The organism is Mesorhizobium sp. LjNodule214 (assembly GCF_964252735.1).
Classification (GTDB): domain Bacteria; phylum Pseudomonadota; class Alphaproteobacteria; order Rhizobiales; family Rhizobiaceae; genus Mesorhizobium.
In genome coordinates this window covers 235,541-262,493 of sequence record NZ_CAXUPE020000003.1, presented here as the reverse complement: position 1 = coordinate 262,493, position 26,953 = coordinate 235,541, and the positions used below count along the sequence as shown (strand labels likewise).

The window sequence follows — 26,953 nt, the reverse complement described above, 5'->3', positions numbered from 1 at the left end:
GTCATGATTTCGGGGGCGAGGCTTGCCCCTGGACACCGTGTGGATTGGTGTCCTCGCAATTCTCTCCTGAGGGGCGAAGCTGGCCGTTGATGGGCATCGTCGTTCACATTGACGGCACTGGGTTGCGACCCGGCCTGGCTACCACACCCGAAGGCCGCATCCAGCGCATCGCTCTAAGTATTTGTTTTTATGCAACTCCGGATGGAAAACTGCTGCTCACCTTCCTTGGTCTGCGATCAGAGGCGACCTTTGGTGCGGACCATGGTCCGCCTTGCGACACCAGCCGGCACTGGCGCATTGTTGCTGTCGAACCCGACGGCAAGGGCCTGGCACCACACTACCCCCCGGTGTCGGGCCCTTTGTCTATCCGCCCAAATTACGGCGGCGGGCAATTTTCTTTGCAACTTATTGTGTTGCCGCAGCGTATCTGCCGAAGACGGCAGGCCGCTTGGGTTGGGGTAGGTGCGGCGGCGCTGGCCTGCCGTCGCCAGGCGCGTTGAGCACGGCCCTTCCGAACCGAAAGGTCAGCGCAGCAAAACCAGCGGCGCTATTTGCGCGTGATCCAGTCCAGCATGTCGGGGTCGACGTCTTCGTGGCCGGTCAAGTCGCGGATGAGGGACGTGGCGAGCATGCGCCACTGGTCTTCCGGGACATGGCCTTCCGATTTGATGAATGCGGTTCGCGGGATGTCGCAGTCGAAGGCGGATACATCCAAATGGCCGTCTGCCATGTCTGTCTCCCGTTCACAGGGGCGGGAGCTTTGCGAACTCTCAAGCACCGCGCCCGAGACATACCGGTGACACAGGATTCATATGCCGTTCAAGCCAGGGTTCAATCGGAATCTGATTGTACGAATTTAACCAAGCGGCGGTGGTCGTTGCCCGCACTTTGCCAGATGCTAGAGATGACGCGCGGTGCACCCCAAAGTAAGCCGCAGTGGCCGACGCGACTCAGGCAACGTGCCTCAACCGGGCACCCGCGTCGGTCACATCCAACACAGATGCCCTGAAGGGCTACTCAAACAGCCGGCCATAGTCGGCCTCCGCCTGGCCGTAGAACCCGTCGGCGACGCTGACCAGACCATCCCTGTCGCGAATGGTGATCTCGCCGCGTCGGGACCGGATAAGACCGCGTCCCTCCAGCATTTGAAGACCGATCGTCACGCCAGGGCGCCTGACGCCAAGCATGATCGCCAGGAATTCGTGGGTGATCAAAATTTGCTCGCCGGTTGTCCGGTCGTCACACATCAGCAGCCATCTGGCCAGCCGATCCTCCAGCTTCGCACGGGCATTGCTCAACGCCGTGGATCTGGTCTGGATATGCAGATAGTGGACATAGCGCAGCAGGAAGGGGCGAAGCGTCTGGCTGCGTTGCAGCGCGTCGTTGAACGGTGCCGCGTCCATGCAGACCGCCTCGCTCGTCATCTGGATGTAGCAATCGTTAGGCGCCCAGTCGGCGCCCATCACCAAGGCAGAGCCGGACATGCCTTCGCGGCCAATGATGCCGACCTCGGTGTCGAGGCCCGGCCGGTTCCTGGCCACCACCGAGGCGATGCCACTTTCGAGGAAGCAAACCGACCTGATCGGCTCGCCTGCCGTTTCAAGCAAAACCTTCAGGTCGAGGAAACGATTGTGCAAATGAGGCGCGAGCAGCGCAAAGTCGGCCGGGTTCATGCGGCGCAAAAGGTCGCTCTTATCCTTGCTGACCGTCTGGTCCACCGCTCTCTCCCGCGAAGGGCAAGAGCGCTTGTCATCTCCCAGCCGTCTGCGCCCAGGGTGCATGCAAACAGTCGTTGGAGGATAGCCCACTCTTTTTCATCAATCGGGCTTGGTACGAAACCGACAATTTGGGGCCGTGCCCACAAATCCATCCAACAGCTTTTTCCGGATTAACGCTACGAGCGATCGCGGGCCACGAGGCGCGCTTCCCTCAGGATGGACGCGCGATCGGTGCCGATCAGCGAAGCGATCTCTCGTATTTGCTGCTCAGTGGCCCCGGATTCGCGCGCCAGCGTCGCTACGGCCTCAGCGCCCAGACCGGACTGTCCCGGTTGCTCTGCCATTGCTCCGATGCCTCCGGTTGGGGCAGGAGTGCGATGGTCGCTCCCAAGCGTCAGCGCCCATGATGTGACTGGCGATTTGGTAAGTGTACGCTTTCGAACAATCTTTAGCGAGAGATATATTAGCCGGCCAACATCAAGTGCCGAGAGCGCGCACCGTGCATCGCCGGGGCAAGGGTAGCGGCGAAGGATGTGAAGACGCCCAGTTGGCCTTCGCCGAATCCGCCCTTTACCGCCCGCCTATTCCGCTTTCGCGGAAGTTTCGGCGGACGGGCAATGTGCGATGCTGTTATTGCGGCGGTACGAGCCGCCCTGGTCGGCGCGAGCTCAGTGCACACCCCAACATGCGCCCCCGCAGCCGCGTCGACCACGGCAGGCCCGCGCGCCCATCAAGCAATATGTGGTGGCAACCACCCCTGCTCCGTCGGCACCGGCGCGACCAAGCGCGGTCAGCCGGCGGAGCCGGCCGTCGCGAAGCTTCGGGCAAACTCGACCGTCAGCGCCTCATACTCCTCCATCGCCGGCAGCGCCGCGTAGCTGTGCACGGCCGGCGTCGTCGCCCAGGGCAGCTTCTCGCTGGTCCAGGTCTCGATGAAGGGCGTGAACCAGCCTGGATCGTCGAGCATGGTCGGGCGCAGGTTGACGAACCAGTCGAGCCCTTCCGGTCGCGTGAACATCCAGCTCATGCAATGCGGGCAGAAGAAATGCCGCGATGCGCCGTGCAGGCCGCCGATCACCGGCTCGCCCTCAGTGACTTCGAACCCGTCGCTCGGAAAGGCGGCGCTCAGCGAATAGGCGCTGGCCGACATAGACTGGCAGCCGGTGCAATGGCAGGCCATGGTGAGCAAGGGCGGCGCGGAAATCTTCAGCCGAACGCGCTCGCAACGGCATCCGCCTTCGGCCGGCAGGGTCAGGTGTGACAAAGTGGGCCTCCTCGGGTTGGCCTCAGCCGCCCGTCAGAGCCTTCGTCGTCACCAGCGTGACGCCCGCCTCCGTGAAAGCGGCGTTGTGGCGGGCGACGATCTCGGCGGCGGTCTCGCCGGGCGTGTCCAGCGTCGAGTGGGCGTCGGAAACCACGGTAACGCCGAGCCCTTCGGCGAAGGCACCCTTCACCGTCGCGGCAATGCAAAAATCGGTCTGCGCGCCGACAAGCACGACCTCGCCCGCACCCTGCCCGGCCACCCATTCGCCAAGGGCTGAATTGCTGAAGGCATTGCGCACGCTCTTGGCAAAGGTCGGCTCGTCCCTGGCCTGGCCGAGCGCCGGCCACACCGGCCAGCCCGGCGCCAGCGGATCGCCCGCCGGCCCATCATGCCTGACAAAGGCCACCTTGCGCCCGCTCCGCCTCGCCCAGTCGATCAGCGCGCGCGTGCGGGCGACCATGCCGTCGGCATCATGGATCGGCGGCTCGAAGCGGCCGTCGAACATGCCGGTCTGGAGATCGATGACGATGAGGGGGGCGAGGCTGGGTTCTGACATGGGCGCGAAGATAGCGTGGGCGGCTGGAGGGTCAAGGATGGCGAGGCGGAACTGCCGACCTCCCCTTGTGGGGGAGATCGCAGCTTCAGCCCCTCACCCGATCCCGCCCGTCACCGCATAAGCGCCGGCGGCGCGGCCGTCTGCCCGACGCACAATGGCGGTGACGATCGAACCGTAGGACCCGCGCCAGACGCTGTGGAACCCCGCGTGCTCGCGCGCCGGGACCAGGATGCGCCCGGTGAAGCGCGCGCCGGTGCGCTCGCACGCGACGGGCTCGCCATTGACGTGAAGCTTTACGCTCGCCGTTGACGCCTCGTCGGGGTCGACCTGCAGGTCGAGCGTGACAACGATCTGGTCCTGATCGCCGGAATCTCGCGTCTCGGCGGCGAGCGAGATGGCGAGCGGCGCGGATCGGCCAGCGGCGGCGGCCCCACCTGCCCCGCCAGCATCCATCACTGAGGCAAACACATCGTCTGCAAGTTCCGGCGTGCGCGATGGGCTGGAGCGACGGACACCAGAACGCTCGAAGTCACCGGCCATGCGAAGCAGTTCCACGTCGCTGTAAGCTTCACCGGCGAAGGTGAGGCCGACCGGCATGCCGATATCGGCCATCGTGCCCATCGGCACGGTGACGGTCGGAATGCCGAGGTGACGCCAGACCAGATTGCCGTTGGCGACCCAGGTGCCGTTGCGCCAAGCGAGGGCTGCCGAGGCCTCGTCGATATCGGCATCGGCCGGCCCGACATCGGCGACGGCCGGCAGCACCACCGCGTCGAGTCCTTCAGCGTCGAGCCAGTCCTCGAAGTCGATCCGCCGCGTCGCCTCCAGGCCCTTCAGGCCCGCTTCCAGCGTCGGGATGTCGGCGAAGGGCGTGACGCCTAGCTTCGCCCGCTCGACATACTCCGCAAGGTCGAAACCGTCGTCGCCATAGCGATCCGGCAGCGTGCCCGGCGGCTGCGGGAATATCTTCGGGCCGTCGACCGAGACAAGATCGGGAATTGCCGGATCGGCATTGGCAGCCAAAAAGTCGTCCCAGGCAAAGATGCAGAGATCCCAGATCTCGCGCTCGGCGAACTCTTGCGGCACCAGCCCGCGCTCGACCATGGTTTTTGCACCCGGGCGGTCGCGCTCGTAGTTGGAGACGACGGGAAAATCGACTTCCACCACTTCGGCGCCGAGCCGCTCCAGATCGCGCGCCGCCTGCTGCCACAGGTCCAGCACCGAGGCGCGGGTTTCGATTGGCTTGGCGGCTTCCGTGTCGCGGCCAATATACATCCTGGGCACGCCGAGCCGCTTGCCGCTTAGCGCGCCTTTCAGTTCGAGTGCGGTGTAACTCTGCGGCCGCACGTCACTGGACTTCGGCAGCGCCACCCAGGGCTGCGCGCGCCAGAAATCGCCGCGTGTTTCGGCGTCGTCGGCGACGATCACGTCGAGCAGTTCCAGCATGTCCGGCACCGAGCGCGTATGCGGCACCACCACGTCCATGGTCGGTACCAAGGGCCAGTTGCCGCGCACCGAAATGACGCCGCGCGACGGCGTATAGGCGACCAGCGCGTTGTTGGAGGCCGGCGCCCGGCCGGACGACCACGTCTCCTCGCCGAGCCCGAAGGCGGCGAAGCTCGCGGCCGTCGCCGTGCCCGAGCCGTTGGACGAGCCGGAGGCGAAGGCAGCGGTCAGGTAGTCGGCATTGTAGGGGCTTTCGGCGCGGCCATAGACGCCGCGCTGCATGCCGCCATTGGCCATCGGCGGCATGTTGGTCAGCCCGATCAGCACTGCGCCGCCGGCGCGCAGCCTGGCAATGGTGAAGGCGTCCTCATTGGCGACGAGATGCTCGAAGGCAGGCGAGCCGGCAGCCACGGTCAGGCCGCTGACCTTGTAGCTGTCCTTGGCGGTATAGGGGATGCCGTCCAGAGGGCCGAGGGCCGCGCCCTCGCGGCGGCGGCGGTCGGAGGCGGCGGCTTCCTCGAACATGTCTGGGTTGAGGACAGGCACGGCGTTGAGCGCGATGCCGTGGCGGTCGTAATGGGCAATGCGCCGGAGATAGGCTGCGACCAGTTCGACGCTGGTGACGGTGCCATCTTCAAGCGCCTGCCGCAAGTCGGCGATTGAGGCTTCGACGATGTGGAGGTTGGTCATTTGGAAACGCACCCGAGGATAACTGCACGAAACATCAAAGGGCTTTCCGCAACTGCCCCTTGCGTTCGATCCACCAGTCGTTCTGCCAATCTTCGTAGCCGAGAAGCAAGCCCTCCATTCTTTCGAGAGCCTCGCTCCAACCTGTTTGGGCGGAGACTTTCGACAAGAGCAGAAATGCGTCTATCCGCCACTCTTCTCCGGGAAGGGAAAAGAACGCGCGTCTCCATCCCTGGAAACCGGGGAAGCGAGCCCGCTCGGCCTCGGTGAACGGCGTATCGACCAGGCGACGGGTGAGCCGGCCGGATCGGACAAGAGGATCGAAGCGGTCAAGGGTTTCGGACAGCCATTGCGCCGGATAGGCGTCATGAAACACCGCCAGCGGCTTGTGGCCCTCCAGCATCAACGGTAGCTCGAAGTTCGTATGAACGAGATACGGAACCTCACGGATTGGATGCCAGGCCTCGATGCGATTGAGCCTCGGGTCGGGCTCGCAAGGCGGAATGCATATCGCGCCCAGCCTTTGGAGGTCTCCCGGGTCCAATTTCCATGAACCCGATAACGGCGTGTCGTTGTCGCATTCGAGAACTCTGCGAACCTTCTCCAGATCGGGGATGTGAACTCGGGCTTCGGCAACCGGCGAGCCGGTTGTCGGGTCAATCTGTTGCAAAACAAAATATCTGAACTCTGCCGTATCGCTCACAAGCCGCTCACTCCGGCGCGCCGGCGAAAAGAATCTCGCCGTCGCCACCGGCCGCCGGCCAGTCCCTGATCGTGCGGTCGTAGCCGCCGGTGAGCAGCGTGCCGTCGGCGGCGAAGGCGACCGAATAAAGCGGCCCGGTGCCCGGATCGAACTCGGCAATCTGGTCGCCTGTGTCCATGTTCCAGAGCCGCGCCGTGCCGTCGAGCGAGACCGAGGCAAGCCGCTTGCCGTCGGAGGACAGCGCGATTTCATAGACGGTGCCGGAATGGCCCTCGAAGCGGCGCACTTCCTTGAAGGTGTCGAGATCCCAGAGCTTGATCGTGTAGTCGCCGCTGCCGGTCACCGCGTGGCGGCCGCGGGCGGTGAAGACGGCGCCATAGGTGCCCTGCTCGTGGCCGTGCCAGCTGCGAAGCTGCTTGCCTGAAACGATGTCCCAGAGATTCAACTCGCCGTCGATGCTGCCCGAGATGGCGCGCGTGCCGTCAGGCGAGACGGCGACGGCGCTGACCGACCAATCGTGGCCCGGCAGCACATGCAGCACGCTGCCCTTGTCGATGTCCCAGACGATGACGCTGCCGGTGTCGTGGCCGCTGACGGCCAGTCTGCCGTCCGGGCTGATCGCCAGGTTCCTGACGCCACCATTCTGGCCCGAAGAAAAGACGTGCAGCACCGCGCCATCCGAAAGCTGGCGCAGCACGATCTCGCCATCGTCGCCGGCAGTCAGTGCCCGCTTGCCGTCGGGCATGAACAGCGCCGTGCGCGCCATGTCCTTGTGGACGCCGAGATCGCGGATCAGCCGCTTGCCGTCGATGTCCCAGAGCTTGATCGTGCGGTCGGTGCTGGCGCTCATGATCTCGTTCCCGTCGGCCGCCACCGCCAGCCAGACCACTGCGTCGCGATGGCCGTCGGGCTGGGTGGGTCTCGGCGGCGCGGATGGTGGCGGGGGTGCCACGGTCTGTGGCGGCGGGGCAGCCAGCGGCGGCGCAGGTGCCAGTGCCGTCTTTGGCGATCCTTCCGGAGCTGCTGCCGGCGCAAGTGCTGACGGCGGCGTGACCGGCGCTGGCTCGGCTGGAGGCGGCGCCTTGGCGGCTTGCTCCGGTGGCGGAGTGACTGGTGCTGGAGCGACTGGCGCCGGAGCGGGCGTGGCGGGCGGCGGGTTCACCGGCTGCGGCGGAGCGCTGGCGACGTCCTTTGGCTCGCCGGGTGCCGGCACCTCCCCGCCCGTCCGCCATGGACCGAACTGGTCGGCCAGCAGCGCCAGAACGGCGAGCATCGGCAGGACAAGAAAAACCAGGCGGAGGCGCGGCCTGCCCGAAACCTGCGCTTCCGCCGCCCGGCCGAACAGCGGCGCGCCGGTCTGGTGGCCCGGCCGGCCCGGCAACCGGCCTTGCCAGAACAGCAGCGCACCGAGCGCGCAGACCAGGGCCGCCGCCAGGAATGCCACGAGCCGCAGGGACGCCGCATCCGCCAGCGGATGCGCCAGGCGGCTCAAGACGAAAGTGCCCGGCAGCAGGTACACATGCGCCAGGCAGGCCAAGGAAACGGCCAGCACAAGAAACGCCAGCAGCCTATCGACAGACCTGTTCATCGGTTCCCCCCGCTGCGGCGGCTTGCCTCCCACGCGGGAAGAAAGCGACATCACCATCCTAGCCGAGCTCGTCGCGAAGGCTAAGTGCCCGAAATTGCAAGATCGGGGATAAATATGTCTCGATCAGGGATGTCCCTGTTTCGGGAGAGGCCTCGAATCACAGATTTATGCGGCCAGGGCGCGAATATCCGGATGCTTAGAGCGCAGCGGCGGAGCCTTTCGGGTGGCGTAGGATCGGCAGCCGGAGCACAAACACTGACTTCCCCAAGAATAAGCAACAACATAGGCCAGCATGGTTGACAGGAAACAGGAGTCTGACATTATCCGGGTGGGATATTCTAGAGAGTTCGAGCGTGAAAAAGACCTATGAGAGGCCGGTGCTTGTAAAAAAGGGCAGGCTTTCCGCGATTACGGCCGCCAACGGCGCTTCCGGCCCCACCGGGCCCGCAGGCTGATTTCGACGGCCAGACGGCATGCTTGATTGAACAAAGATGGCAACCTGACTGCATAAGACCTTGGAGGACCTGGACATGAAAAAGACCTACGCGAAGCCGGCGCTTGTCAAGAAGGGCAGACTTTCCGCGATCACGGCCGTCAACGGTGCTTCCGGCCCAACGCCACAATAATCCAAGCACACAACAAACTGAGCAGCCGTGACTAACGAAGACGGCAAGCCGATGTTGTCGGCACAAGATTTTTGGAGAGGTCAGGCATGAAAAAGACCTATGAGAAGCCAACGCTTGTCAAGAAGGACAGGCTTTCGGCGATCACGGCCAACGGCGCGCTCTCGAACCCAACGCCCTGATTGATCTCAGAAGACCAGAACCAGGTCATCCACGACAAGCTGCCAATGGTGCCTGGTCGACAGGCGAACCCGCGTCACCGCTTTGAGCAGCGGGGCATAGTGGCACGGCGCCAGCGCCGACAGGACGATCTCGTCGCTGCGCAGCAATTCCTCCCCTAGCCAGCTTTCGACCAGCGCGATCTCTCCCTCGCATGCCAGCCACGCGGCGGTCAGCATCACCGAGTGAAAACCGAAGGGGCGATCGCGGCCGAATTCGGCCGGGTGGCCGCTGCTGGTGTAGGCGATGTGGTCTCCCGATACATTGCCGTTGACGTAGCCCTCGCTGTTCCTGGTGTTGTCACGCGACATGGCGTTGAGATTGCGCCAGTCGAGCCCGGCATGGCCGCGGGGGATCTTGCGCAGGCTGCGCTTGGTGACGTCGTCGAAGCCGATCGCCCGCAGCGGTGCGTCCGGCGCGACGGAGCCGGGCGACAGCAGACCGAGATCGGTCGGATAGGACGACAGCGCCAGCCGCCGGTCGAGGCCGCCGCCGGAGATCTCCACCGCATCAGCCTCGCCGGCGAGATCGACGCGAAAGGACGTGGCTGGAGCCAGCGTCCGGCTTTCGAGAACCTCGCCCTTGCCCATCACCGAAAGTGTCGCTTCCGCTGCCGCCGGCATCCTGCCCGCCAGGTGGCGGCCGGGCACAAGGCCGACCGGCGTCGGCAGGCCATCGCCGGCGAGGCCAACAAGGGATTCGGGCGCGGCGTGCAGACGTAACGACTGGTTCTCGTTGGCACCGCTAGCACGCCAGCCCGGCGGCACGGAGACCGAAAACCGGTAGAGACCTGGCGCACGCAGTGCGGTCCGGCGCCGCTTCGTCGACATGGTGAAGTTGGCGAAGCCGCCATTGTTGCTGCGCGCCGCCTTGACGAAGGCGCCCCGCTCGTCGAACAGCCGCACCATGATGCCAGCCATCGGCCGGTCGGCAAGGCCGTATTTGCCGTCGGCATCGACGTCCATATAGACGAAGGACGAGAAGTTGAGCGTGCTGGTGGTGCTGGGCTCCCAACGCGTGCGCACCGCATAGTCGTTGGCGGGATTTGCCCGGCGCCGGGCGATCTTGCGCTCACGCGCCTGCCGCAGCAGCAAGGCAAGCAGCGCGGCAGCGGTGAGGATAACGCAGGAGGTGACGAGGATTGCGGTCAGGCCGATGTCAAGCAAGCCCGGCACCTCTCGGCGGGGATGTGTCGGATTTGGCGAATAGGCTAGGCATCGTTGCGATCCGTGGTGGTGCTTTGCCCGCAACCTAACTTGGGATGTGGCTGCTGGACAGATGGCGCCTCCCCCTTCTCCCCTTGTTGCGGGACAAGGGAGGCGTCTCCCTCACCGCACCTCCACCCACACCGGGGCGTGGTCGCTGGCGCCGTCTTCGCCTCGCACGGCGCGGTCGATGCCGGCGGCTGTGAGCCGGCGCGCCAGCTTCTTGGAGAGCAGTATGTGATCCAGCCTGAGCCCCGCGTCGCGGGGCCAGCGGTTGCGGCGGTAATCCCAGAATGTGTAAAGCGTCTCCTTCGGATGCTTCTTGCGCAGCGCATCGAGCCAGCCCTGGTCGAGCAGCCGCTGGAACGACGCCCGGCTTTCCGGCTGCACCAGCGCGTTGTCGTCATAGGAGCGGGTCGGGTAGATGTCGCGCGGTTCCGGCACGATGTTGTAGTCGCCGACCAGCGCCACGGGCAGGCCGGTGTCGAACAGCTGCTCGGCGTGCGCCTCCAGCCTTTCGTGCCAGGCCAGCTTGTACTGGAATTTCGGGCCGGGCTGCGGGTTGCCGTTCGGCGCATAGAGGCAGGCGATGACGATGCCGCTGACCGCCGCCTCGATGTAGCGGCTCTGCTTGTCGGCCTCGTCGCCGGGCAGGACATCGCGGGTCAGCACTGGTTCGGAACCGCGCGCGAGAATGGCAACGCCGTTCCAGGTCGGCTCGCCCTTCCACACCGCGCCATAGCCGGCCGCGGCAAGCGCCGAGCGCGGAAACTGCGTGTCGCGCGCTTTCAGCTCCTGCAGGCAGACTATGTCGGGTTTTGCCGCGGCGAGCCAGGCCAGCAGGTTTTCCAGCCGGCTGTTGACGTTGTTGATGTTGAAGCTGGCGAGCTTCATTGCGCGGCCAACAGCAAAGGTCGGCGCCGCCCCTCATCCGCCTGCCGGCACCTTCTCCCCGTATAGTGACGGGGAGAAGAGGGCTGACCGCGACCTCGGCGGTTATCCTGCAAGGTTTGTGGCTGGCGAAACCGGCGATGACGGCCCTTTCTCCCCGTCACTATACGGGGAGAAATGTCCGGCAGGACAATGAGGGGCAGCGCGACATCCAAAAAGAGAGCTAGGACGACACTCACCCTACACCCTGCCCGCCCACGCTTTCACCGTCTCAGCCAGCGTCTTCAGATGATCGGCCGTAGAAAACCCTGAAATGTTCTTGCGCGGCTTGAGGTCGTGGTCGCCGTCCTCCAGCCACAGCACCTCGATGCGGTCGGAGAGATCGTAGGTGGCGACCTCGTCCGGTGTGCCGAACTCATCGCGCGTGCCCTGGAAGATCAGCGTCGGCGTTTTCAGGTCCGCGAGATGCTTTGTCCGCAACTGCGTCGGCTTGGCCGGCGGATGGAAGGGATAGCCGAGGCAGACGAGGCCCGAGATCTCGCCCTTGGCAAACATCTCGTCGGCGATCATCGACGCGACTCGTCCACCCATCGACTTGCCGCCGATGATCAGCGGACCGGTCACGCCCTTTGCCCTGAGGTCGGCGATCGCCTTGATGTATTCCGGGTTCACCGTCTCGGCGCGCGGCGGCGGCTTGCGCTGACCGTAGCGGCGGGCGGCCATGTAGTGGAATTCGAAACGCGCAACCTGGAAGCCGGCCGCGGCCAGCGCCTTGGCGGTGGCGGTCATCGAGGGAGAATCCATCGACGCGCCGGCGCCATGCGCGAGCAGGATGGTGAGGGGGGCGGTGTCGTCGCCGTCGAAGAGAAAGGTGGTCATGGGACGGCCTTCCGCGAGACGACGACGCTGCTGATCTCCCCCCTTGTGGGGGAGATGCCCAGCAGGGCAGAGGGGGGCGCGAAGGAATGCTGTCCTTCGGTCGATTGTTCGAGGAGAAGAACGCTTCGAAATTGGTCTACAGGTCGGCGGGACAGCGCCCCCCTCTGTCCTGCCGGACATCTCCCCCACAAGGGGGGAGATTGGCTGTCATCTCGGCCGTCGCCAATCATCTTCACCCCGCCGTCCGCGCCAGCTGCAGATCCACGAACTGTATCCCCTTGGCCGCCATGCGCGCCCATTCGGAGTCGGCGTCGAGTTCGAGATAGCGCGCCCAGTTCCGCCGCGCTTCGATAAGGTTGCCGGCATCGAACTCCAGCCGGGCGAGGTTGAACACCGGATCCGCATAGCTCTTGTCGAGCGCGATGGCCTTTTGCAGATGCCGGCGTGCCGAGGCCACGCGCCCCTCATCGCTCATCAGCCCGGCGAGGTTGAACCAGGCCTCGACGAAAGCCGGGTCGAGTTTTATGGCGCGGGCGTAGTCGTGTGCTGCTTCCGCCGTGCGGCCGGCACCGCGCAGGCAGTTGGCGCGGTTGAAGGCGGCGATGGCGTCGGTCGGGTCGATGGCCAGGCAGCGCTGGTAGAGGGCTGCAGCATCGTCGTGCCGGGCCTCCTCTTCCGCCGCTTCGGCCTCCGCAAAAAGCTCTTCGAGCGTGTCGTCGTCGGCAGCGCCGAGATCGAACAGCAGCTGGCCGTCGAGCTCGCTTTGGCCATCCTCGAGATAGATCGCATCCGCGCGTCCGTGCTGCGAGCCGACATTGAGCGACTTGGCGGTGAGCGAGGCGACCGGGCCGGAGCGGTGCACCGAGCGCGCGATCGCGCCCCAGGACGCGCCGCCCGATATCAGCCCGGCATATTTGCGGGCGAGGATGAGGTCGCGGAAGGAATAGGGTTCGCCATCGTGCTCGAAGGCATCGAAGAGGCAAAGCAGGTCGAGATCGGCCGCGCCGAGCCTGGACTGGTCGAGGAGCGACTGCCTTGAAAGCGCGGACGCTTCCGGCGCCTTCATCAGGCCGAGCAGGCGCAAAAACCCGTTTTCGCTGGTGAGCGCGCGGCCGGCGGCGCGCTCGGCCAGGACACGGCGCTCGATCTCGGCGTCGCCGTTCTTGGTGATCGCGGCCTTGGCGAGCAGCGCGCGGCCGAACACGACATGGGTTGTGCGCCGGGTGACGCCGCGCCGCAACTGGCCCTGCCGGCGCTCGACCTCGCGCGCGGCGAGCCTGAGCGGAAACGCCGCCAGCGCGCCGACGACGCCGAAGACGGCGCCGGGAACGATGACAGGCGCGTTGCTTCCCGTCACGCCTTGCTCTTGCCGACGGCCTTCAGCAAATTGGCCTTCAACGGGTTTTCCTTGGCAGCACCGGCCTTGGCCTTGGCCGCCGGTTTCGCCTCGTCATCGGCCTTGCTTTTCGACTTGGCCGGGGGCTTGGCCGCCTGCGAGAGGCTTGCCTTCAGCGCATCCATGAGGTTGATGACGTTGCCGCGCTCGGGGGCCGCCGCGATGATCGGCTTGTGGCCCTTCAGCTTCTCGCGGATCATCGTCATCAGCGCGACCTCATAGCGGTCCTCATAGTTCTTCGGATCGAAGGTGGTTTCCTTCTGCTTGATCAGCGCTTCGGCGAGCTGCAGCATTTCGGTATCCGGCTTGCCGGCGGGGATGTTGCCGAAATATTCAGCCGTGCCACGCACTTCGTTCGGGTTCCTCAAGGTGCAGACGAACATGCCGTTCTCGCGCGCGCCGATGGTCACCACGCGCTCGCGACTGGACAGGACAAGGCGGGCGATGGCGAGCTTGCCGGATTTGCGCATGGCCTCGCGCAGCACGGCGAAGGTTTCCTCGGCCATGGCGCCATCCGGCGCCAAATAATAGGGCGCATCCTGGTAAATGACATCGACCTCGCCCTCGTCGACGAAGGCCTCGATGTTCATCGTGTGGTTGGATTCGATCCTGACCGCGTCGAGGTCGGCATCATCGATGATGATGTACTGCTTGTCCTCGTATTCGTAGCCCTTGACCAGGTCCGAGCGCTCGACCAGGCCGAGCTCGGGGTCGACCGGCTTCATGTTGATGCGGTTGTGCGTCTTCTTATGCAGCTGGTTGAAGCTGATGCGTTCGCTCGCGCTGGTGGCGGGGTATAGCCGCACCGGACAGCTGACGAGGCTGAGCTTGAGGTAACCTTTCCAACTTGCCCTGGGCGCCATGAAACACTCCTACGCGGCCATGCACTGACAAACTTCTTGCAGCGCTTCGTCCGAAGGACGAAGCACGCTGCGGAAATCCTACATCGAGCCTCAAGATACCGGCAAATCCCTAGCGAAATGTTTTAGCGCGGGTTGGGTTGCCGACGGATGGGGCTGGCCGCTGAGAATAATTCAAATTGTAGGCAGCGTCGACGCCCCCACCCCTGCGCCATAGGATGACGAAAGACGAGAACGCTCCGCACTCACGCGCAAGCTACTTCCCCGCCATCACCGGCAAATCCCGCGCAAATTCATCAATCTCCGCCCAGGGATCCCCCGACGTCGCCAGCAGGCCCGGCAGCGAGGAATAGTTCAAATCCTGCGGCGCATCGATCGACTCCAGATCCGTCCAGCTCACCGGGGTCGAGGCCGGCAGATTGGTGCGGGCGCGTAGCGAATAGGGTGCCGCCGAAGTGTGGCCGCGGGCGTTGCGGTGGTAGTCGATGAAAATGCGGCGCTTGCGGTTTTCCTTGCCCATGGTGGTGGTGAAGGTGTCGGGCGCGGTGGCCGCCAGATGGGTGGAGATGGCGCTGGTCGCCTGGTGCAGCTTCTTCCAGTTCTGCTTTTGCGTCACCGGCACGGTGATGTGAATGCCGCTGCCGCCGGACGTCTTGGCGAAGGGCACCAGCCCCAGCGCCTCCAATCCGGCCTTTATGTGAACTGCGGCCTCGACCACCTCGCGCCACGAAATCCCCTCGCCCGGATCGAGGTCGAAGACGATCTGGTCGGGCTTGTCGAGTTTCGTGCGATGCGTGCCCCAGGTGTGGAACTCGACGACGCCGAACTGGGCGAGCGCCAGATAGCCTTTTGCATCCTCCACCGACAGGTAGGTTTTGGTCTCGCCCTCGGAATTGGTCGACTCGAAGACAGCGACCGAAGGCGGCATGCCGGTGAAGGCGTGGCGCTGGAAGAAACAGTCCTTTGGCAGGCCGGTCGGGCAGCGCACCAGCGACACCGGGCGCCCGATGATGTGCGGCAGCATGAAGTCGCCGACCAGCGCGTAGTAGACGGCGATGTCGAGCTTGGTCGGCCCGGTCTTGCCGAACAGCCGGCGTTCGGGGTTGGTCACCCAGATGGTGGCGAGGTCGGCCTCCGAAATCAGCCGCTTGCGCTTGGCCGAAACCGGCGTCGACAGGCCGACATCCCTAAGGCCACGGAAGACACCGTGGCGCAGCGCGTTATCGGCGGTGCGATTGGCATAGTGGATGCGGGCCGACAGCAGCGGACGCACCCAGTGCATTTCGCGCATGATTTCGCGCGGCACGCCCTCCGGCGGCGTGGCGCCTGCAGTGAGCGGCTCCAGCCGGGCGAGCAATTCGCGTGCGGTCTCGGCATCGAAGCCGGTACCGACCTTGCCGCGATAGTGCAGTTCGCCACCTTCGAATTCGGCCATGCCGAGCGCCGCCAAGCCTTCGGCCGCGTCGGAGACGGTGTAGCCAGCGATGACGAAATCGTCCTTCTGCAGCGCCTTGACCTTGGTCCAGCTCTTGGTGCGGCCGCTCTGATAGGTGGCGCTGGCGCGCTTGGAGACGACGCCTTCCAGCCCAAGTTCGGAGGCCTGGTCATAGAGCCCCTGCCCGTCGCCCTCGACATGGTCTGAGAACTGGATGGCGGAATTGGCGGCGAGGCCGGCAAGTAGTTGGGACAGCAGCGCCTTGCGCCTGGCGAGCGGTGCTTTCCTGAGATCCCAGCCGTCGAGATAGAGTAGATCGAAGGCGTAGAAATGCAGCTTGTTGCCGGCGCCTTCGGCCAGCGCATCCTGCAACAACGCAAAACGGCTGATGCCCTTGGCGTCGAGCACCACGATCTCGCCGTCGATGATGGCATCGCGGCACGGCAGCTTTGCGAAGGCATGCGGCAGATCGCCATAGCGCTTGGTCCAATCGATGCCGCCGCGGGTGATCAGCCTGACCTCTCCGTCCGCCACCAGATGCGCCGCGGTGCGGTAGCCGTCGAACTTGATCTCGTGCAGCCAGGCCTCGCCGGTGCGCTCGGCGGGATCGTCGCTGCCAGGCGGTTTTGCCACCTGCGTCGCCAGCTGCGGCTCGATGCGCGATGGCGGCGGTGCTTGCACGGCGCCGGGCAGCGCGCCGGGCTTGAGTACAAGCGGCTTGGCAGGTTTTGCGGCAGGCTTCGGCGCTGCTACTAGTTCCTCGATGCGACGGCCGGATTTGACGCTTTCCGGCCGCTCGCTGAGGATGTCGAGCTTGGTGTCGGCGGCGAGGTCGCGCTCCTTGAACAGCAGCCAGTTTTTCTTGCCCTCGTCCTCGCCGGGCTTCGGCTTCAGCCTGGTCAGCATCCAGCCGCCATTGAGCTTGTCGCCGGCCAACCGGAATTTGAAGGCGCCGGTGCGCAGGCTCTTCTCGATATCGTCCATCGGCGCCCAGGTGCCGGTGTCCCAGACGATCATCGGCCCGCCGCCATATTCGCCTTCGGGGATGACACCCTCGAAGTCAATATATTCGAGCGGATGGTCCTCGGTCTCGATCGCCAAGCGCTTGTCGGCGGGATTGAGCGAGGGCCCGCGCGGCACCGCCCAGCTCTTCAGGACATCGCCGACCTGCAGGCGCAGATCGTAATGGTCGGCGGTAGCGTGGTGCTTGTGGACGACGAAGCGGTTGCCTTCGCCCGCGACAAGCCCGCCCACCGGCTCCGGTGTTTTGGTGAATTCGCGCTTGGCGCGATAGGCTTTGAGTTTCGGCGGGGTGGTCATGCGAGCATGCTAGGCGGGATGCAACGGCTGCTCAATCGTCGGTGGCTCAATCGTCGGTGGCCGGCGTCAGCTCGAGCTCGGCAGGTGACAAGCCCCCCTGCAGCTGGCTCAGCCGGAACTCGTCGACCCAATAGGCCTCGCCGTCGACCAGCACGCGCGCCTGATAGGTGCCGCCGGAAAAGCTCTGCGCGGTGACGTAGACCTTGTGGCGATCAAGCGCCTTGCGCACCGCGGCGCGCTTGGATTTCTGGGCAGTGACGGGACTGGCCATCGGCTCACTCTTCACACATGGCCGCCATGGGCGGTCTCCATTAGGATGGCGGAGAGCGGCGATTGAGTCAATTTGCAGCGGCGTCGAGCGAACGAACCGCCTGCAGCGGCTGAACCAGAAGCCAATTGGAATGGCTTGGTCTGCGTTCGGCAAACAAGATCGCGGGTGGTCCACGTCGGAGCTGTTTTCAGCGTTTCAGTTCGGCCCGGACCACCCGCCCGCCTTGCGTCCTTCCCAAGACAGACAAACCATATGCCGATTGGCAAACGGCATCTTGACCCAAATCAAATGCGCGGCATCTTTCGACCGACCAGCTTTGGAAACCGAGCGGACGCTCTATATTTGAGGTCTCGCGCCTGATCCCGCCGCCACTTGGAGATGCACAGATGACCCTCGGTACACACAAACTCGGCAGCCAGGGGCTGCAGGTATCGGCTATCGGCCTCGGCTGCATGGGCATGAGCCAGTCCTACGGGCCGGCCGACGAGGCGGAGTCGATCGCGACCCTGCACCGGGCCATCGAGCTCGGCTGCACCTTCCTCGACACAGCGGAAGTCTACGGTCCCTACATCAATGAGGAGTTGCTCGGCCGCGCGCTGAAGGGCCGGCGCGGCGAAGTGACGATTGCCACCAAATTCGGCTTCCGCATCGAGAACGGCAAGCAGGTCGGCACCGACCGCAACAGCCGGCCCGAACATATCCGCGAGGCGGTGGAAGGCTCGCTCGGGCGGCTCGCCACCGACCATATCGACCTGCTCTACCAGCACCGCGTCGACCCTGATGTGCCGATGGAGGATGTGGCCGGTACGATCGGCGAGCTGGTCGCCGAGGGCAAGGTGCGCTTCTTCGGCCTGTCGGAGGCGGGTGCGGCCAACATAAGCCGCGCGCACGCCGTGCATCCGGTGTCGGCGGTGCAGAGCGAGTATTCGCTGTGGGAGCGCAACCTGGAGCCGGAGATCATGCCGCTGCTCAAGGAACTCGGCATCGGCCTGGTGCCGTTCGCGCCGCTCGGCCGCGGCTTCCTGACCGGCGACGTCAGGCGCGCCGAAGACTATCCGGAGGGCGATTTCCGGCGCGGCGACCCGCGCTACCAGGGCGCCAATTACGACGCCAACGTCGCGGCGGCCTCAACGGTGCGTGACATCGCCGGTGCCAAAGGGGTCAAGCCCGGCCAGATCGCGCTGGCCTGGCTGCTGCACAAGGGCGATGATTTCGACATCGACATCGTGCCGATCCCCGGCACCAAGCGCCGACAATATCTGGAGGAAAACGTCGCGGCGGCCGCGATCGAACTCGATGCCACCGAAATGCTGGCACTCGATGTGGCGCTCGCGCCAGGCAAGGTCGCGGGCCCGCGCTACGGCGAGCGGACGATGTCGATGATCGATCGGTGAGGATCGGGCTGCAGTTCAAGACAGGAGTTTGCGATGGCCCAGATCAGGGCGATGAGCGGGAAGGACGTGACGCCGGTGTCGCGACTGCTGGGCGAATCCTGGCGGCGGACCTATGCGCCGATCATGGGCGCCGAGACCACGGCACGGCTGTCGGATGACAGGCACGCGCCGGAGCGGCTGGCGGCGGAACTGGAAGACGACAACAAGATGTCCTTCGTGGCGGAAATGCCCGACGGCTCGATCGCCGGCTACGCGATGGCGGCGATGGACGACAAGGGCGACGTCATGCTCGACCGGCTGCACGTCGACAAGAGCGAGTTCGGTACAGGCTTGGCGACAGACATGCTGCATGCGGTGCTTGCCGCCCATGCGGGCATTGCGAGCATTGCGCTGGAGGTGATCGAAGGCAACGACCGGGCCATCGCCTTCTACCGCAAGCACGGCTTCGAAGTGGTCGAGAAGCGGGAAGCTGCGCATGGCGTGGGCGGCCACGCCTCGCTGATCATGCGCAGGGTGCTGTCGAGAGCGTAGGGGAAAGGGGAATAGGCAGTAGGGAGTAGGGAGTAGGGAAAGGTGGCGCGGACCCGTGCATGCCCTACTGCCCTACTGCCCTACTGCCCTACTGCCCTACTGCCCTACTGCCCTACTGCCCTGCTTTCAGAACCCCTGCGCAGCCGGCGCCATCGGCCCCTCCTCATCCTCCGGCACCTCGAGAATCTCGATCAGCTGCGCCACCCTGGCGCCTGGCAAGGGATGGCCCTCATTGACCAGCGCCTCGTCGGCGCCGATCCAGGCGAAGGCTTCGCGCAATTCCTCGAGACTGGCGCCGGTCAGCGCGATGTCGGCGATGACTGTGTCGTCCACGGGCCCCAGAACCGAAATGATGTCGTTGCGTGTCATGGTGTCCTCCGTGCCCGATGCAAGGGTGCCGGTGCGACGCCATGGGGCGCTCAGCCGGAGACCGGCATCGGTAAAATCTGCCGCGGGATGGAATCTGGGTCTTGACTTCGGGCCGGCAACCTCCAGTTCGACATTTGCCGGTTTGCCGAACGGAACCGGCGCAGGGAGCGTCGGCTCTTTGGCCGCCGGCCTCGAACCCGGGGCGGCGGCACGGTTCGACTTGAGAGTCTGCGGATCCAGGCTGAACACAGGATGCGGGCCGGCATCGCCTGATGTGACCAGTCGAGAAAAGGAGACCAATGAAATGGCTATACGTGATCTCATGCCCTGGAGCCGGGAAGGCAGTCAGGCTCCGAACTTCTATCGCGAGGGCGAGCGCGATCCCTTCATGATGCTGCATCGCGAGATGAACCGCCTGTTCGACGACGCAATGCGCGGCTTCGAAACGCGGCTGCCGTCCTTCGTCGGGGGTTTTGGCGCTCGGGCCAACTGGCCGAGCGTGGAAATCTCCGATGGCGAGACGGAGATCCGCGTCACGGCGGACATCCCAGGCATGGAGGAAAAGGATGTCGAGGTGATGCTCGACGACGGCATGCTGACGCTACGCGGCGAAAAGCGCGCCGAGACCGAGGACAAGGACAAGCAGTTCTCCGAGCGCTTCTATGGCCGCTTCGAGCGGCGCATCCCGCTCGGCACCGAGGTCGAGGAGGACAAAGTCCGTGCCGCCTTCCACAATGGCGTGCTCACCGTGACGCTGCCGAAGACCCAGCGCGCCCTGGCCAAATCCAGGCGCATTCCGATCAGTGGCAGCAACGTCGGAACCGGCAAGAGCAAACACTGACGATACTGGAACCGGGCGCCTCGCGCGCCCGGCTGCTCAGCCGCCGGAATGTGGATCGATGCTGTAGGGATGCACGGGGTAGCCCGGGCCGACGGCCTCCTGCACGCGGTCGGCCTAGGCAAGCACCGCCGGATAGTCCGTCAGCAGGAAGCCGCAGTCCTGCGCACGGTGGCTGTAGGCATGGACCGCGATGTCGGCGATGGTTAGATCGTCGCCGACAAGGAACGGAGTTGCGGCAAGGCCGCGTTCCAGGGCGGCGAGCGTGCGGGCGCCGGCTTCGCGCTTGCCTGAAACCATCGCCTGGTTGCGCTCGAGCCGTCCGGTCAGCGTCCAGTAGCGCAGCGAGCCGATGACCGGCTCGACATGATATTGCTCGAAGAACAGCCACTGCATGACCTTGGCGCGCTGGTAGCGATCCTGCGGCAGAAAGGCCGTGCCCTCGGCGAGATAGCAGAGGATCGCATTCGATTCCGCGATCGCGCTGCCATCCTCGAGTTCGAGCACCGGAACGGCGCCGGCCGGGTTGAGCTTCAGGAACGCATCGGTGTGGCTCTCGCCCTCGAAGATCGACACGATGCGGCTGTCATAGGCAATGCCGAGCAGCCCGAGCAGGACCCTAACTTTCCAGCCATTTTGCGATGGCAAATAATCGTGAAGCGTGAGCATGGCGGTCCCTCGTGCGGCCGGACCGGATTTTTTCACGCCGGCCGCGCCGGACGCCACCCGATTCCTGCACCCCGCGGGCCGTCAGATCGCGCGGATGATGCCGCCGTCGACGCGGATGTTCTGGCCGGTGATGTAGCCGGCGCCGTCCGAGGCGAGGAAGGCAATCGTCGCGGCGACCTCCTCCGAAGTGCCGTAGCGCTGCATCGGCACGCTGTCGCGCCGCTCCTCGGTGGCGGGCAGGCTGTCGATCCAGCCGGGCAGCACATTGTTCATGCGCACATTGTCGGCGGCGTAGGTGTTGGCGAAGATCTTGGTGTAGGCGGCAAGGCCGGCCCGGAACACGGCCGAGGTCGGGAACATCGGGCTCGGCTCGACGACCCATGCTGTCGAGATGTTGATAATGGCACCGGCCTTCTGCTTGACCATCTGCGGCGCCACGATGCGCACCGGCCGGATGACGTTCAGAAGGTAGACGTCCATGCCGGTGCGCCATTGCTCGTCCGTTATTTCGAGGATCGGCGCACGCGGCCCATGGCCGCCGCTGTTGACCAGCACGTCGATGCGGCCGAAGCGCTCGAGCGTCAGGTCGACGAGGCGCTGCAAATCGTCATTCGACTGGTTGGAGCCAGTGACGCCGAGGCCGCCAAGTTCCTTCGCCAGCGCCTCGCCCTTGCCCGAGGACGACAGGATGGCAACCTTGAAGCCGTCACTCGCCAGGCGCTTTGCCGCCGCCGCGCCCATGCCGCTGCCGCCGGCAACGACCACTGCCACTTTTTCTACACTCATTTTTTCGCCCTTCCTGAGCGGCAAGCCGCAATATCCTCGGTGTTCTCGCCATGATATATCCAGTTTTCGCCGCTGGTTCGAACCAGAAAGCCTGAAATCAGACTGTAGAAAAACTGCTCGATGCCCGAAGCCTTCCTTCGCCTGCCGCCGCTCAATGCGCTTCGCGCCTTCGAGGCCTCGGCGCGGCATCTCAACTTCCGCCTCGCCGCGCATGAGCTCAACGTGACGCAGGGCGCGGTGGCGCAGCACATTCGCGGGCTGGAGGCCAGCCTCGGCGCAAAGCTGTTCGAGCGGCTGCCGCGCGGCCTGGCGCTGACCGACGAGGGTCGCGCCTATGTGCCGAACATTCGTCGCGCCTTCGAGCTGATCTCGGAGGCGACGGCGCTGCTGCGCCCCGAACCGGCGCGGCTGACGATCAGCGTCACGCCGAGCTTCGCCACCAAATGGCTGATTCCGAAACTGCCGGAATTCGTGGCGCACAATCCGCTGGTCGACCTGCGCATCCTCGCCAGCGAAAGCCTGTCGAGTTTTCAGGCCGACGGCGTCGACATCGCGGTGCGGCAGGGACAGCCGCCCTTCGGCCCCGGCCTCATCGTCGACCTTCTGTTCCCGCAGCAGATCGTCGCCGTGTGCAGCCCTGCCCTGCTGCCGCCCGGTGTCGGCGGGATCGCGCCGGCCGACATCCAGCACCATGTCCTGATGCACGACGCGCACAATCTGTGGCCGGAATTCATGGAGCGGGCGCTCGGCCTCAAGATGACGGTCGAGGCCAAGCGTATGCGCTTCAACCAGACCGCGTTGGCGATCGACGCGGCCATCGCCGGCCAGGGCATCGCACTGGCCAGCCGCTTCCTCGTCGCGGCCGACATCGCCGCCGGCCGGCTGGTCCAGCCGGTCAGTGCTGAAATGCGTGGCACCTATGATTTCCACGTCGTGGTGCCGAGGAAGCAGCGTCACCCCGAGCCGACGCAAGCCGTACGGCAGTGGCTGCTGAATGAGGCGGGCCGCGAGGCGATCAGTACGATTGCGGACTGATAGGCCGCGTGGTTCGGCACGCGTCACGCCGGTGCGGATGCGCCGGCTTTCAGCGCCTGCATGACTTCTGCCTCGAAGGCATCGCTGTCCGCCTCGGCCAGTTGCCGGGCATCCCAGTCGCGAGCGATGCGACCCTCGGCCAGAAGCACGGCGCGGGTGCACAGGCCGGGCACGGCCTCCACCACATGGGTGGAGATGATGACGGCGTGACAGCCGCTTGCGGCCACGGCGCGGATGATGCGCTTGACCTCCCAGGCGGCGAGCGGATCGAGACCGTTCAGCGATTCATCGAAGATGAGCAGCGGCGGCGCGCCGAGCAGTGCGGCGGCAATCGCGATCTTGGCCCGGCCGCCATGCGGCGACGCTCGTGCAGCGACAGCGGCAATGCCCCAGGAAGGGTACGAAGGCACGCGACAGGCAAAGCTTGCTGAGCGCGCTGCCTGCGAAGCCGCCTAGGCCGGGAAGTGCCGCCGGCAGGCCGATCGTCCACAGCGCCTGCGCCTGCCGCAGCGTGGCTGCTGCCTGATACAAGGCGAAAACGATGTCGCCAATCGCATAAGCAAGCAGAGCGCCGCCACCGAGCGCGATCCAGACGAGGTCGCGGCGGCGCATCGCGCGCAGGCCAGCCAGCGCCTCACGCCAGAGCAGAGTCAGGACCAGCCTGTCGTGCCGCATTGTTCCATCTTCGCGATCCGATCTCGCCACTGCGACACAGGTCGGCGAAGATTGTGCCGCTAGTAGGGCATTGCGGCTCAGCCTCCCGAGGCGGGTTTTGCGTTGACGTTCTTCAGCGCGGCCAGCAGATAGTCCTGCATCGTCGCCTGAAGGCTGGTGGTTGCGGTGCGCACCGCCATCATGGCCTCCTTCACCGCCGCCTCGTCGAAGGGCGAAACCTTCTCGGCCGCCGCCAGATTGGCGCGCGCCGTGCGCAGTTCGCGCAGCGCCTGGAAGGTGCGCGCGCGGTTGTCGCGCAGGATGCTGCGGAACTCCTTCCTCACCTCCGGCGGATGGCTGCCGGCGATCTCGGTCATCAGCACGCGCGCCGCCATTCCCTGCCGCAGGCCATGCGCGGCGTAGCCGATCAGGAAGAAGTTGACTGCGAGCGAAAGAGCGAGCAGCACCAGCGTCGCCGTCCATATCCAAGAGCGCTTCGTCACAGCGAATCCTCCTCGGCCGGATCGGCCGCGATGCCAGGCCCGCCGTCGTCGGCCAATCGCGCGCCGGACGCCAGCGCCAGCAGCTCCGAATCCTGCAGATCATCTTGCAGCCGTGCCACCTGGTAGCCTGCCAGCATCACTGCCAGGAGAGCGGCCGCGCCGCAGGCCGCAAGCCCGGCCGGCGCCAGCAGGAAACGCGGCAGGGAAGACGGCCGCGCCCGCCCGGCATCGATGCGCGCCAACACGTTGTGTGCCAGCGCCTGGTCGTCGCCGTCGATCAGCGCCGCCTCGCGCACGAGGCGGTCGAGTGCGTCGTCCGGATCGTCATGCTCCGCGCCCGCCATGAATGCCTGCGCCTCCTGCCGGAACGGCGCCGGCCAGTTGTCGACTTCGTCGCCAAAGCGGCGCCTGTTTCGTTCGAATTCGTCCCGCGTCATGAGGACTTCCTTTCGCGGCCAGCGGCCGCCATTGCCGAATGATCCCTGAGCGCGCGGCGCCCGCGCACGAGCAGTTGCTCGACCGAACCGGTGCTGACGCTCATCACCTCGGCGATCGCCGCGATGTCGAGGTCGCCGACGGCCCTGAGCAGCACTGCCATGCGCTGCCGCGCCGGCAGGCGCGACAGTCCGTCACGCACGATCGCCAGTTCCTGCCGTGCCGCGGTCGTCGCCTCGGCGTCCGCCTCCGGCGCGGCGATCTCCTGCCTGAGGTCGTCCAACCCGATGAAGCTGCGCAGCGCCCGGCGTCGTCGTTGGTCGATGCAGCGATTGGCGGTGATCCGGTAGAGCCAGGTCGAGGCACGCCCCCTGGCCGGATCGAAGCGCGCGGCCTGCTTCCAGACGGTCACGAATACCTCCTGCACCACATCCTCGGCATCGCCGGCATGGCCGAGATAGCGCGCGGCGAAGGTCCGCAGGCCACGGCCGTGGCGGGCGATGAGCTCGGACAACGCGCCCTGGCTGCCCGCGGCCATGCGCGCCAGAAGCTCTTCGTCGCCGCGGGGCTGTTCATGCAGCACGGCAGCGGGCACCAATTGACGAGGCTTCGGCGGCGAATCCGAAATTCGCATCGATCCGGATCGGCGCAGAAACGAATTTCGGATTCAAGCCCACCACCAGATGTCAACGGTGCCAGCGGCGGAAGCCGTAGACCGTGTTGCCGTTCGGACCGGTGAGGCTGCCGGCCGAGCGGCCACGGAACGGCCCGGCCGCCGAGACTCGCTTGCCGGAGAAGGTTTGCCCCTCCGGCCCGGTGCCAGAGTAGCTTCTGGAGCAGCGGTCAACAACGCCCCCCACGCAAGTGGAACTCGACGTGTAGGTGCCGCCATTGGGGCCGGTGCGGGTTGTCGAGCCGGTATAGGCGTTGACATCCTTGCTGACGCTGCGGCTGATCTCGCCGCCACGCGCGGTCGGCCGTTTCCATTCTTCGGCTGAGGCCGGCGAGGCAGCCGATGCGAGAAAGATGGCGCCGAGGCAGAACAGTTGGATCTTCGTCGGAAAGGTCATGTCATGCTCCCTGGTTTTGGCGGATGGAAATCGACCGCACGGATGGTCAGTTGGCGCGATCGGAGACCAGCTTGCGGGCGGTGGCGATCTCGTTGGCGGAAAGCTTGCCGTCGCCGTTGCGGTCAGCGATTTCGAACAGCGGCATGCTGGCGGTGAACTCCTCCTCGGAGACCTTGCCGTCGCCATTGGTGTCCATGCGCCGCCAGCGGTTCCCAGCCCTCGCCTGCGCCACCTCGGCGCGGTCCTTGATGGCCTGACGGGCGCTCTCGACTTCGTTCTCGTCGATGACTCCGTCGCCATTGCGGTCGAGCTTCTTGAACAGGTGCTCGCGGGCAACCTTCATCTCGTCCTTCGAGATCAAGCCGTCGCCATTGGTGTCGATGCGTTGCAGGATACGCTGACCGGGCATGTCCTTGTTCGGGTGGTCCTGGGCCTGAGCGGCGGAAAGCGGTGCGAACCCTAAAAGCAGGGCCGCGATGAGTGCTGGGCGTTTCACGATGGTGGTCCTTTCGCAGTGAGGTCGCGGGGGCGACTGCTGACCGATACGCAGCAGCGGCCCTGCCCCTACGCTCGGCGCGAAAGTTTTTTCGGCATCCGCCCCTCATTCGCGCCCCTCAAAAAATCACCGCACGCCGCGTAGGAGGTGACGAAACGCTGCGTAGAAGGCTCTGCAAGGACGGTCCGCGGCGGGCCGTCCGATCCAAACCGGAGACCAACATGAACAAGACCTTCATGGTCCTTGCCGGCCTGCTGCTTTGCGTGGGCAGCGCATCGGCGGCGGACGGCAGCGGCGCCCGGGAGCTTTTCCGGCGCATCGATACCAACGGCGACCGGATGCTGGAATTCGGGGAGATCCAGGCGGTGCGGGGCGAGATGTTCGACCGGATAGACGCCAACCACAACAGCCTGCTCGACACGGACGAGATGCGCGCCGCGTCGGAACAGGTCAAGTCGAAGCGCGACTTCCAGACCGCGCAGTTCGCCGGCTTCCAGTCGCAGGCCAGCCGCATGGACCGCAACGGGGATGGAAAGTCTCGCGCGACGAGTTTGCCGCCTTCATTCCAGACCGGTTGCTGCGGGTGGACACGAACGGCGACGGCGCGCTTTCGATTTCCGAAATGCGGGCGCTCAGACGTCAGTAACCCCAAGACCTTAGACCCACAAAGGAGAAAGATCATGAAACCGACAATTACAGCCCTTTGCGGCCTGATGCTCGGCGCCTCGGCGCTGGGGTCTCCTGCCGAAGCCTTGCCGATCGTGCCCGCCTCGGCACCGGTATCGGTCGCCGCCCAGCCGACGCCTGTCTGGTACCGGCGCGGCTTCTATGTCGCCGGCAGCGTTTACTACTACAACGGCCATCGAGGCTATGTCCGCATGCGCCCGGGCTATCGGTACCACAATGGTTACTGGTTCCCGGCGGCCGCATTTGCCGCCGGTGTCGCAGCGGCAACCGTCGCACCGCCGCCGCCACCTCGGCCGGTGGCCCGGCTCGCCGCGGTGCATGTGCGCTGGTGCTATGACCGCTATGTCTCCTACCGCGCCTGGGACAACAGCTACCAGCCCTATAATGGCCCTCGCCAGCAGTGCTGGTCGCCTTATAGCTGAGGT

Annotated in this window: 30 protein-coding genes and 1 pseudogene; 7 read left to right on the top strand and 24 right to left on the bottom strand. The window is 65.4% G+C overall.

The features are described 5' to 3' along the window. Positions 1-89: 89 nt before the first annotated feature. On the top strand, positions 90-500 hold the full coding sequence (locus tag ACSQ3Z_RS26415) for a hypothetical protein (protein ID WP_436174235.1): 411 nt from the start codon (positions 90-92) through the stop codon (positions 498-500). 47 nt (positions 501-547) lie between these two features. Here the strand turns inward: ACSQ3Z_RS26415 and ACSQ3Z_RS26410 are convergent, their stop codons facing one another. The 8 genes from ACSQ3Z_RS26410 to ACSQ3Z_RS26375 all read right to left on the bottom strand — a co-directional run bounded on the left by ACSQ3Z_RS26410 (position 548) and on the right by ACSQ3Z_RS26375 (position 7,962). Then, on the bottom strand, positions 548-730 hold the full coding sequence (locus tag ACSQ3Z_RS26410) for a hypothetical protein (RefSeq protein WP_436174234.1): 183 nt from the start codon (positions 728-730) through the stop codon (positions 548-550). A gap of 283 nt (positions 731-1,013) precedes the next feature. Beyond that, entirely contained in the window at positions 1,014-1,718 is a 705-nt protein-coding gene (locus ACSQ3Z_RS26405) for a Crp/Fnr family transcriptional regulator (RefSeq protein WP_436174233.1), read from the bottom strand. Positions 1,719-1,894: 176 nt separating this feature from the next. Further along, positions 1,895-2,062, bottom strand: coding sequence for a hypothetical protein (locus ACSQ3Z_RS26400; protein ID WP_436174232.1), 168 nt, complete (start codon positions 2,060-2,062; stop codon positions 1,895-1,897). A 446-nt stretch (positions 2,063-2,508) separates the two neighbouring features. Beyond that, the gene (locus ACSQ3Z_RS26395) at positions 2,509-2,982 is read right to left on the bottom strand and encodes a GFA family protein (protein ID WP_436174231.1); all 474 of its coding nucleotides are present in this window, start codon (positions 2,980-2,982) and stop codon (positions 2,509-2,511) included. Positions 2,983-3,004: 22 nt separating this feature from the next. Next, positions 3,005-3,538: an isochorismatase family protein gene (locus ACSQ3Z_RS26390; protein WP_436174230.1), complete on the bottom strand. Its 534-nt coding sequence runs from the start codon at positions 3,536-3,538 to the stop codon at positions 3,005-3,007. Between the two features lie 93 nt (positions 3,539-3,631). Further along, positions 3,632-5,674, bottom strand: coding sequence for an amidase (locus ACSQ3Z_RS26385; protein ID WP_436174229.1), 2,043 nt, complete (start codon positions 5,672-5,674; stop codon positions 3,632-3,634). 34 nt (positions 5,675-5,708) lie between these two features. Continuing rightward, a complete protein-coding gene (locus tag ACSQ3Z_RS26380) occupies positions 5,709-6,374 on the bottom strand; it encodes a hypothetical protein (RefSeq protein WP_436174228.1) in 666 nt (221 codons plus the stop codon). Positions 6,375-6,381: 7 nt separating this feature from the next. Continuing rightward, positions 6,382-7,962 carry a WD40 repeat domain-containing protein gene (locus tag ACSQ3Z_RS26375; RefSeq protein ID WP_436174227.1) on the bottom strand — a complete coding sequence of 527 codons (1,581 nt, stop codon included), beginning with the start codon at positions 7,960-7,962 and terminating at the stop codon, positions 6,382-6,384. 712 nt (positions 7,963-8,674) lie between these two features. On the opposite strand from ACSQ3Z_RS26375, the gene ACSQ3Z_RS26370 reads away from it, so the two are divergent. Next, positions 8,675-8,767, top strand: a complete 93-nt coding sequence (locus tag ACSQ3Z_RS26370; RefSeq protein WP_120016031.1) for a putative RiPP precursor — start codon at positions 8,675-8,677, stop codon at positions 8,765-8,767. A 6-nt stretch (positions 8,768-8,773) separates the two neighbouring features. On the opposite strand, the gene ACSQ3Z_RS26365 is transcribed toward ACSQ3Z_RS26370, so the two are convergent. The 7 genes from ACSQ3Z_RS26365 to ACSQ3Z_RS26335 form a co-directional block, all read right to left on the bottom strand. Next, a complete protein-coding gene (locus ACSQ3Z_RS26365) occupies positions 8,774-9,979 on the bottom strand; it encodes a hypothetical protein (protein ID WP_436174226.1) in 1,206 nt (401 codons plus the stop codon). Between the two features lie 153 nt (positions 9,980-10,132). After that, on the bottom strand, positions 10,133-10,903 hold the full coding sequence (locus tag ACSQ3Z_RS26360) for an exodeoxyribonuclease III (protein WP_436174225.1): 771 nt from the start codon (positions 10,901-10,903) through the stop codon (positions 10,133-10,135). Between the two features lie 237 nt (positions 10,904-11,140). Continuing rightward, positions 11,141-11,779 (bottom strand): alpha/beta hydrolase family protein, encoded by a 639-nt coding sequence (locus ACSQ3Z_RS26355; protein WP_436174224.1) that lies wholly within the window; start codon positions 11,777-11,779, stop codon positions 11,141-11,143. Between the two features lie 232 nt (positions 11,780-12,011). Further along, complete coding sequence (locus tag ACSQ3Z_RS26350) at positions 12,012-13,136, bottom strand: tetratricopeptide repeat protein (protein WP_436174223.1); 1,125 nt, start codon at positions 13,134-13,136, stop codon at positions 12,012-12,014. Further along, positions 13,133-14,038 (bottom strand): Ku protein, encoded by a 906-nt coding sequence (locus ACSQ3Z_RS26345; protein WP_436174222.1) that lies wholly within the window; start codon positions 14,036-14,038, stop codon positions 13,133-13,135. Before ACSQ3Z_RS26345 ends, ACSQ3Z_RS26350 begins: the two co-directional genes overlap by 4 nt. A 253-nt stretch (positions 14,039-14,291) precedes the next feature. Then, positions 14,292-16,790 carry a DNA ligase D gene (gene ligD, locus ACSQ3Z_RS26340; protein WP_436174221.1) on the bottom strand — a complete coding sequence of 833 codons (2,499 nt, stop codon included), beginning with the start codon at positions 16,788-16,790 and terminating at the stop codon, positions 14,292-14,294. A 46-nt stretch (positions 16,791-16,836) separates the two neighbouring features. Beyond that, on the bottom strand, positions 16,837-17,061 hold the full coding sequence (locus ACSQ3Z_RS26335) for a hypothetical protein (RefSeq protein ID WP_192181600.1): 225 nt from the start codon (positions 17,059-17,061) through the stop codon (positions 16,837-16,839). 386 nt (positions 17,062-17,447) lie between these two features. Here ACSQ3Z_RS26335 and ACSQ3Z_RS26330 point away from each other — a divergent pair, with 386 nt between their 5' ends. Continuing rightward, positions 17,448-18,455 carry an aldo/keto reductase gene (locus ACSQ3Z_RS26330; protein ID WP_436174220.1) on the top strand — a complete coding sequence of 336 codons (1,008 nt, stop codon included), beginning with the start codon at positions 17,448-17,450 and terminating at the stop codon, positions 18,453-18,455. A 33-nt stretch (positions 18,456-18,488) separates the two neighbouring features. Beyond that, entirely contained in the window at positions 18,489-18,986 is a 498-nt protein-coding gene (locus ACSQ3Z_RS26325) for a GNAT family N-acetyltransferase (RefSeq protein ID WP_436174219.1), read from the top strand. Between the two features lie 126 nt (positions 18,987-19,112). Here ACSQ3Z_RS26325 and ACSQ3Z_RS26320 read toward each other — a convergent pair whose 3' ends face one another. After that, a complete protein-coding gene (locus tag ACSQ3Z_RS26320) occupies positions 19,113-19,355 on the bottom strand; it encodes a hypothetical protein (RefSeq protein ID WP_436174218.1) in 243 nt (80 codons plus the stop codon). A gap of 304 nt (positions 19,356-19,659) precedes the next feature. Here ACSQ3Z_RS26320 and ACSQ3Z_RS26315 point away from each other — a divergent pair, with 304 nt between their 5' ends. Further along, on the top strand, positions 19,660-20,196 hold the full coding sequence (locus ACSQ3Z_RS26315) for an Hsp20/alpha crystallin family protein (protein WP_436174217.1): 537 nt from the start codon (positions 19,660-19,662) through the stop codon (positions 20,194-20,196). A gap of 36 nt (positions 20,197-20,232) precedes the next feature. On the opposite strand, the pseudogene ACSQ3Z_RS26310 reads toward ACSQ3Z_RS26315, so the two are convergent. Together ACSQ3Z_RS26310 and ACSQ3Z_RS26305 are read right to left on the bottom strand one after the other, a co-directional pair. Next, positions 20,233-20,862: pseudogene (locus ACSQ3Z_RS26310) on the bottom strand (glutathione S-transferase family protein). A gap of 81 nt (positions 20,863-20,943) precedes the next feature. Then, positions 20,944-21,648, bottom strand: coding sequence for an SDR family oxidoreductase (locus ACSQ3Z_RS26305; RefSeq protein ID WP_436174216.1), 705 nt, complete (start codon positions 21,646-21,648; stop codon positions 20,944-20,946). 120 nt (positions 21,649-21,768) lie between these two features. On the opposite strand from ACSQ3Z_RS26305, the gene gcvA reads away from it, so the two are divergent. Further along, entirely contained in the window at positions 21,769-22,683 is a 915-nt protein-coding gene (gcvA, locus tag ACSQ3Z_RS26300) for a transcriptional regulator GcvA (protein WP_436174215.1), read from the top strand. A gap of 23 nt (positions 22,684-22,706) precedes the next feature. Here the strand turns inward: gcvA and ACSQ3Z_RS26295 are convergent, their stop codons facing one another. The 6 genes from ACSQ3Z_RS26295 to ACSQ3Z_RS26270 form a co-directional block, all read right to left on the bottom strand. After that, positions 22,707-23,093: a hypothetical protein gene (locus ACSQ3Z_RS26295; protein WP_436174214.1), complete on the bottom strand. Its 387-nt coding sequence runs from the start codon at positions 23,091-23,093 to the stop codon at positions 22,707-22,709. Positions 23,094-23,435: 342 nt separating this feature from the next. Next, the gene (locus tag ACSQ3Z_RS26290) at positions 23,436-23,840 is read right to left on the bottom strand and encodes a periplasmic heavy metal sensor (protein ID WP_436174213.1); all 405 of its coding nucleotides are present in this window, start codon (positions 23,838-23,840) and stop codon (positions 23,436-23,438) included. Continuing rightward, positions 23,837-24,277 carry a hypothetical protein gene (locus ACSQ3Z_RS26285; protein ID WP_436174212.1) on the bottom strand — a complete coding sequence of 147 codons (441 nt, stop codon included), beginning with the start codon at positions 24,275-24,277 and terminating at the stop codon, positions 23,837-23,839. The genes ACSQ3Z_RS26290 and ACSQ3Z_RS26285 overlap by 4 nt, the downstream gene beginning before the upstream one ends. Next, positions 24,274-24,870: an RNA polymerase sigma factor gene (locus tag ACSQ3Z_RS26280; protein WP_436175148.1), complete on the bottom strand. Its 597-nt coding sequence runs from the start codon at positions 24,868-24,870 to the stop codon at positions 24,274-24,276. The genes ACSQ3Z_RS26285 and ACSQ3Z_RS26280 overlap by 4 nt, the downstream gene beginning before the upstream one ends. A gap of 91 nt (positions 24,871-24,961) precedes the next feature. Further along, complete coding sequence (locus tag ACSQ3Z_RS26275) at positions 24,962-25,345, bottom strand: hypothetical protein (protein ID WP_436174211.1); 384 nt, start codon at positions 25,343-25,345, stop codon at positions 24,962-24,964. Between the two features lie 46 nt (positions 25,346-25,391). Next, positions 25,392-25,841 carry an EF-hand domain-containing protein gene (locus ACSQ3Z_RS26270; protein ID WP_436174210.1) on the bottom strand — a complete coding sequence of 150 codons (450 nt, stop codon included), beginning with the start codon at positions 25,839-25,841 and terminating at the stop codon, positions 25,392-25,394. A 680-nt stretch (positions 25,842-26,521) separates the two neighbouring features. On the opposite strand from ACSQ3Z_RS26270, the gene ACSQ3Z_RS26265 reads away from it, so the two are divergent. Further along, positions 26,522-26,950, top strand: a complete 429-nt coding sequence (locus ACSQ3Z_RS26265; protein ID WP_436175147.1) for a BA14K family protein — start codon at positions 26,522-26,524, stop codon at positions 26,948-26,950. Positions 26,951-26,953: the final 3 nt, after the last annotated feature.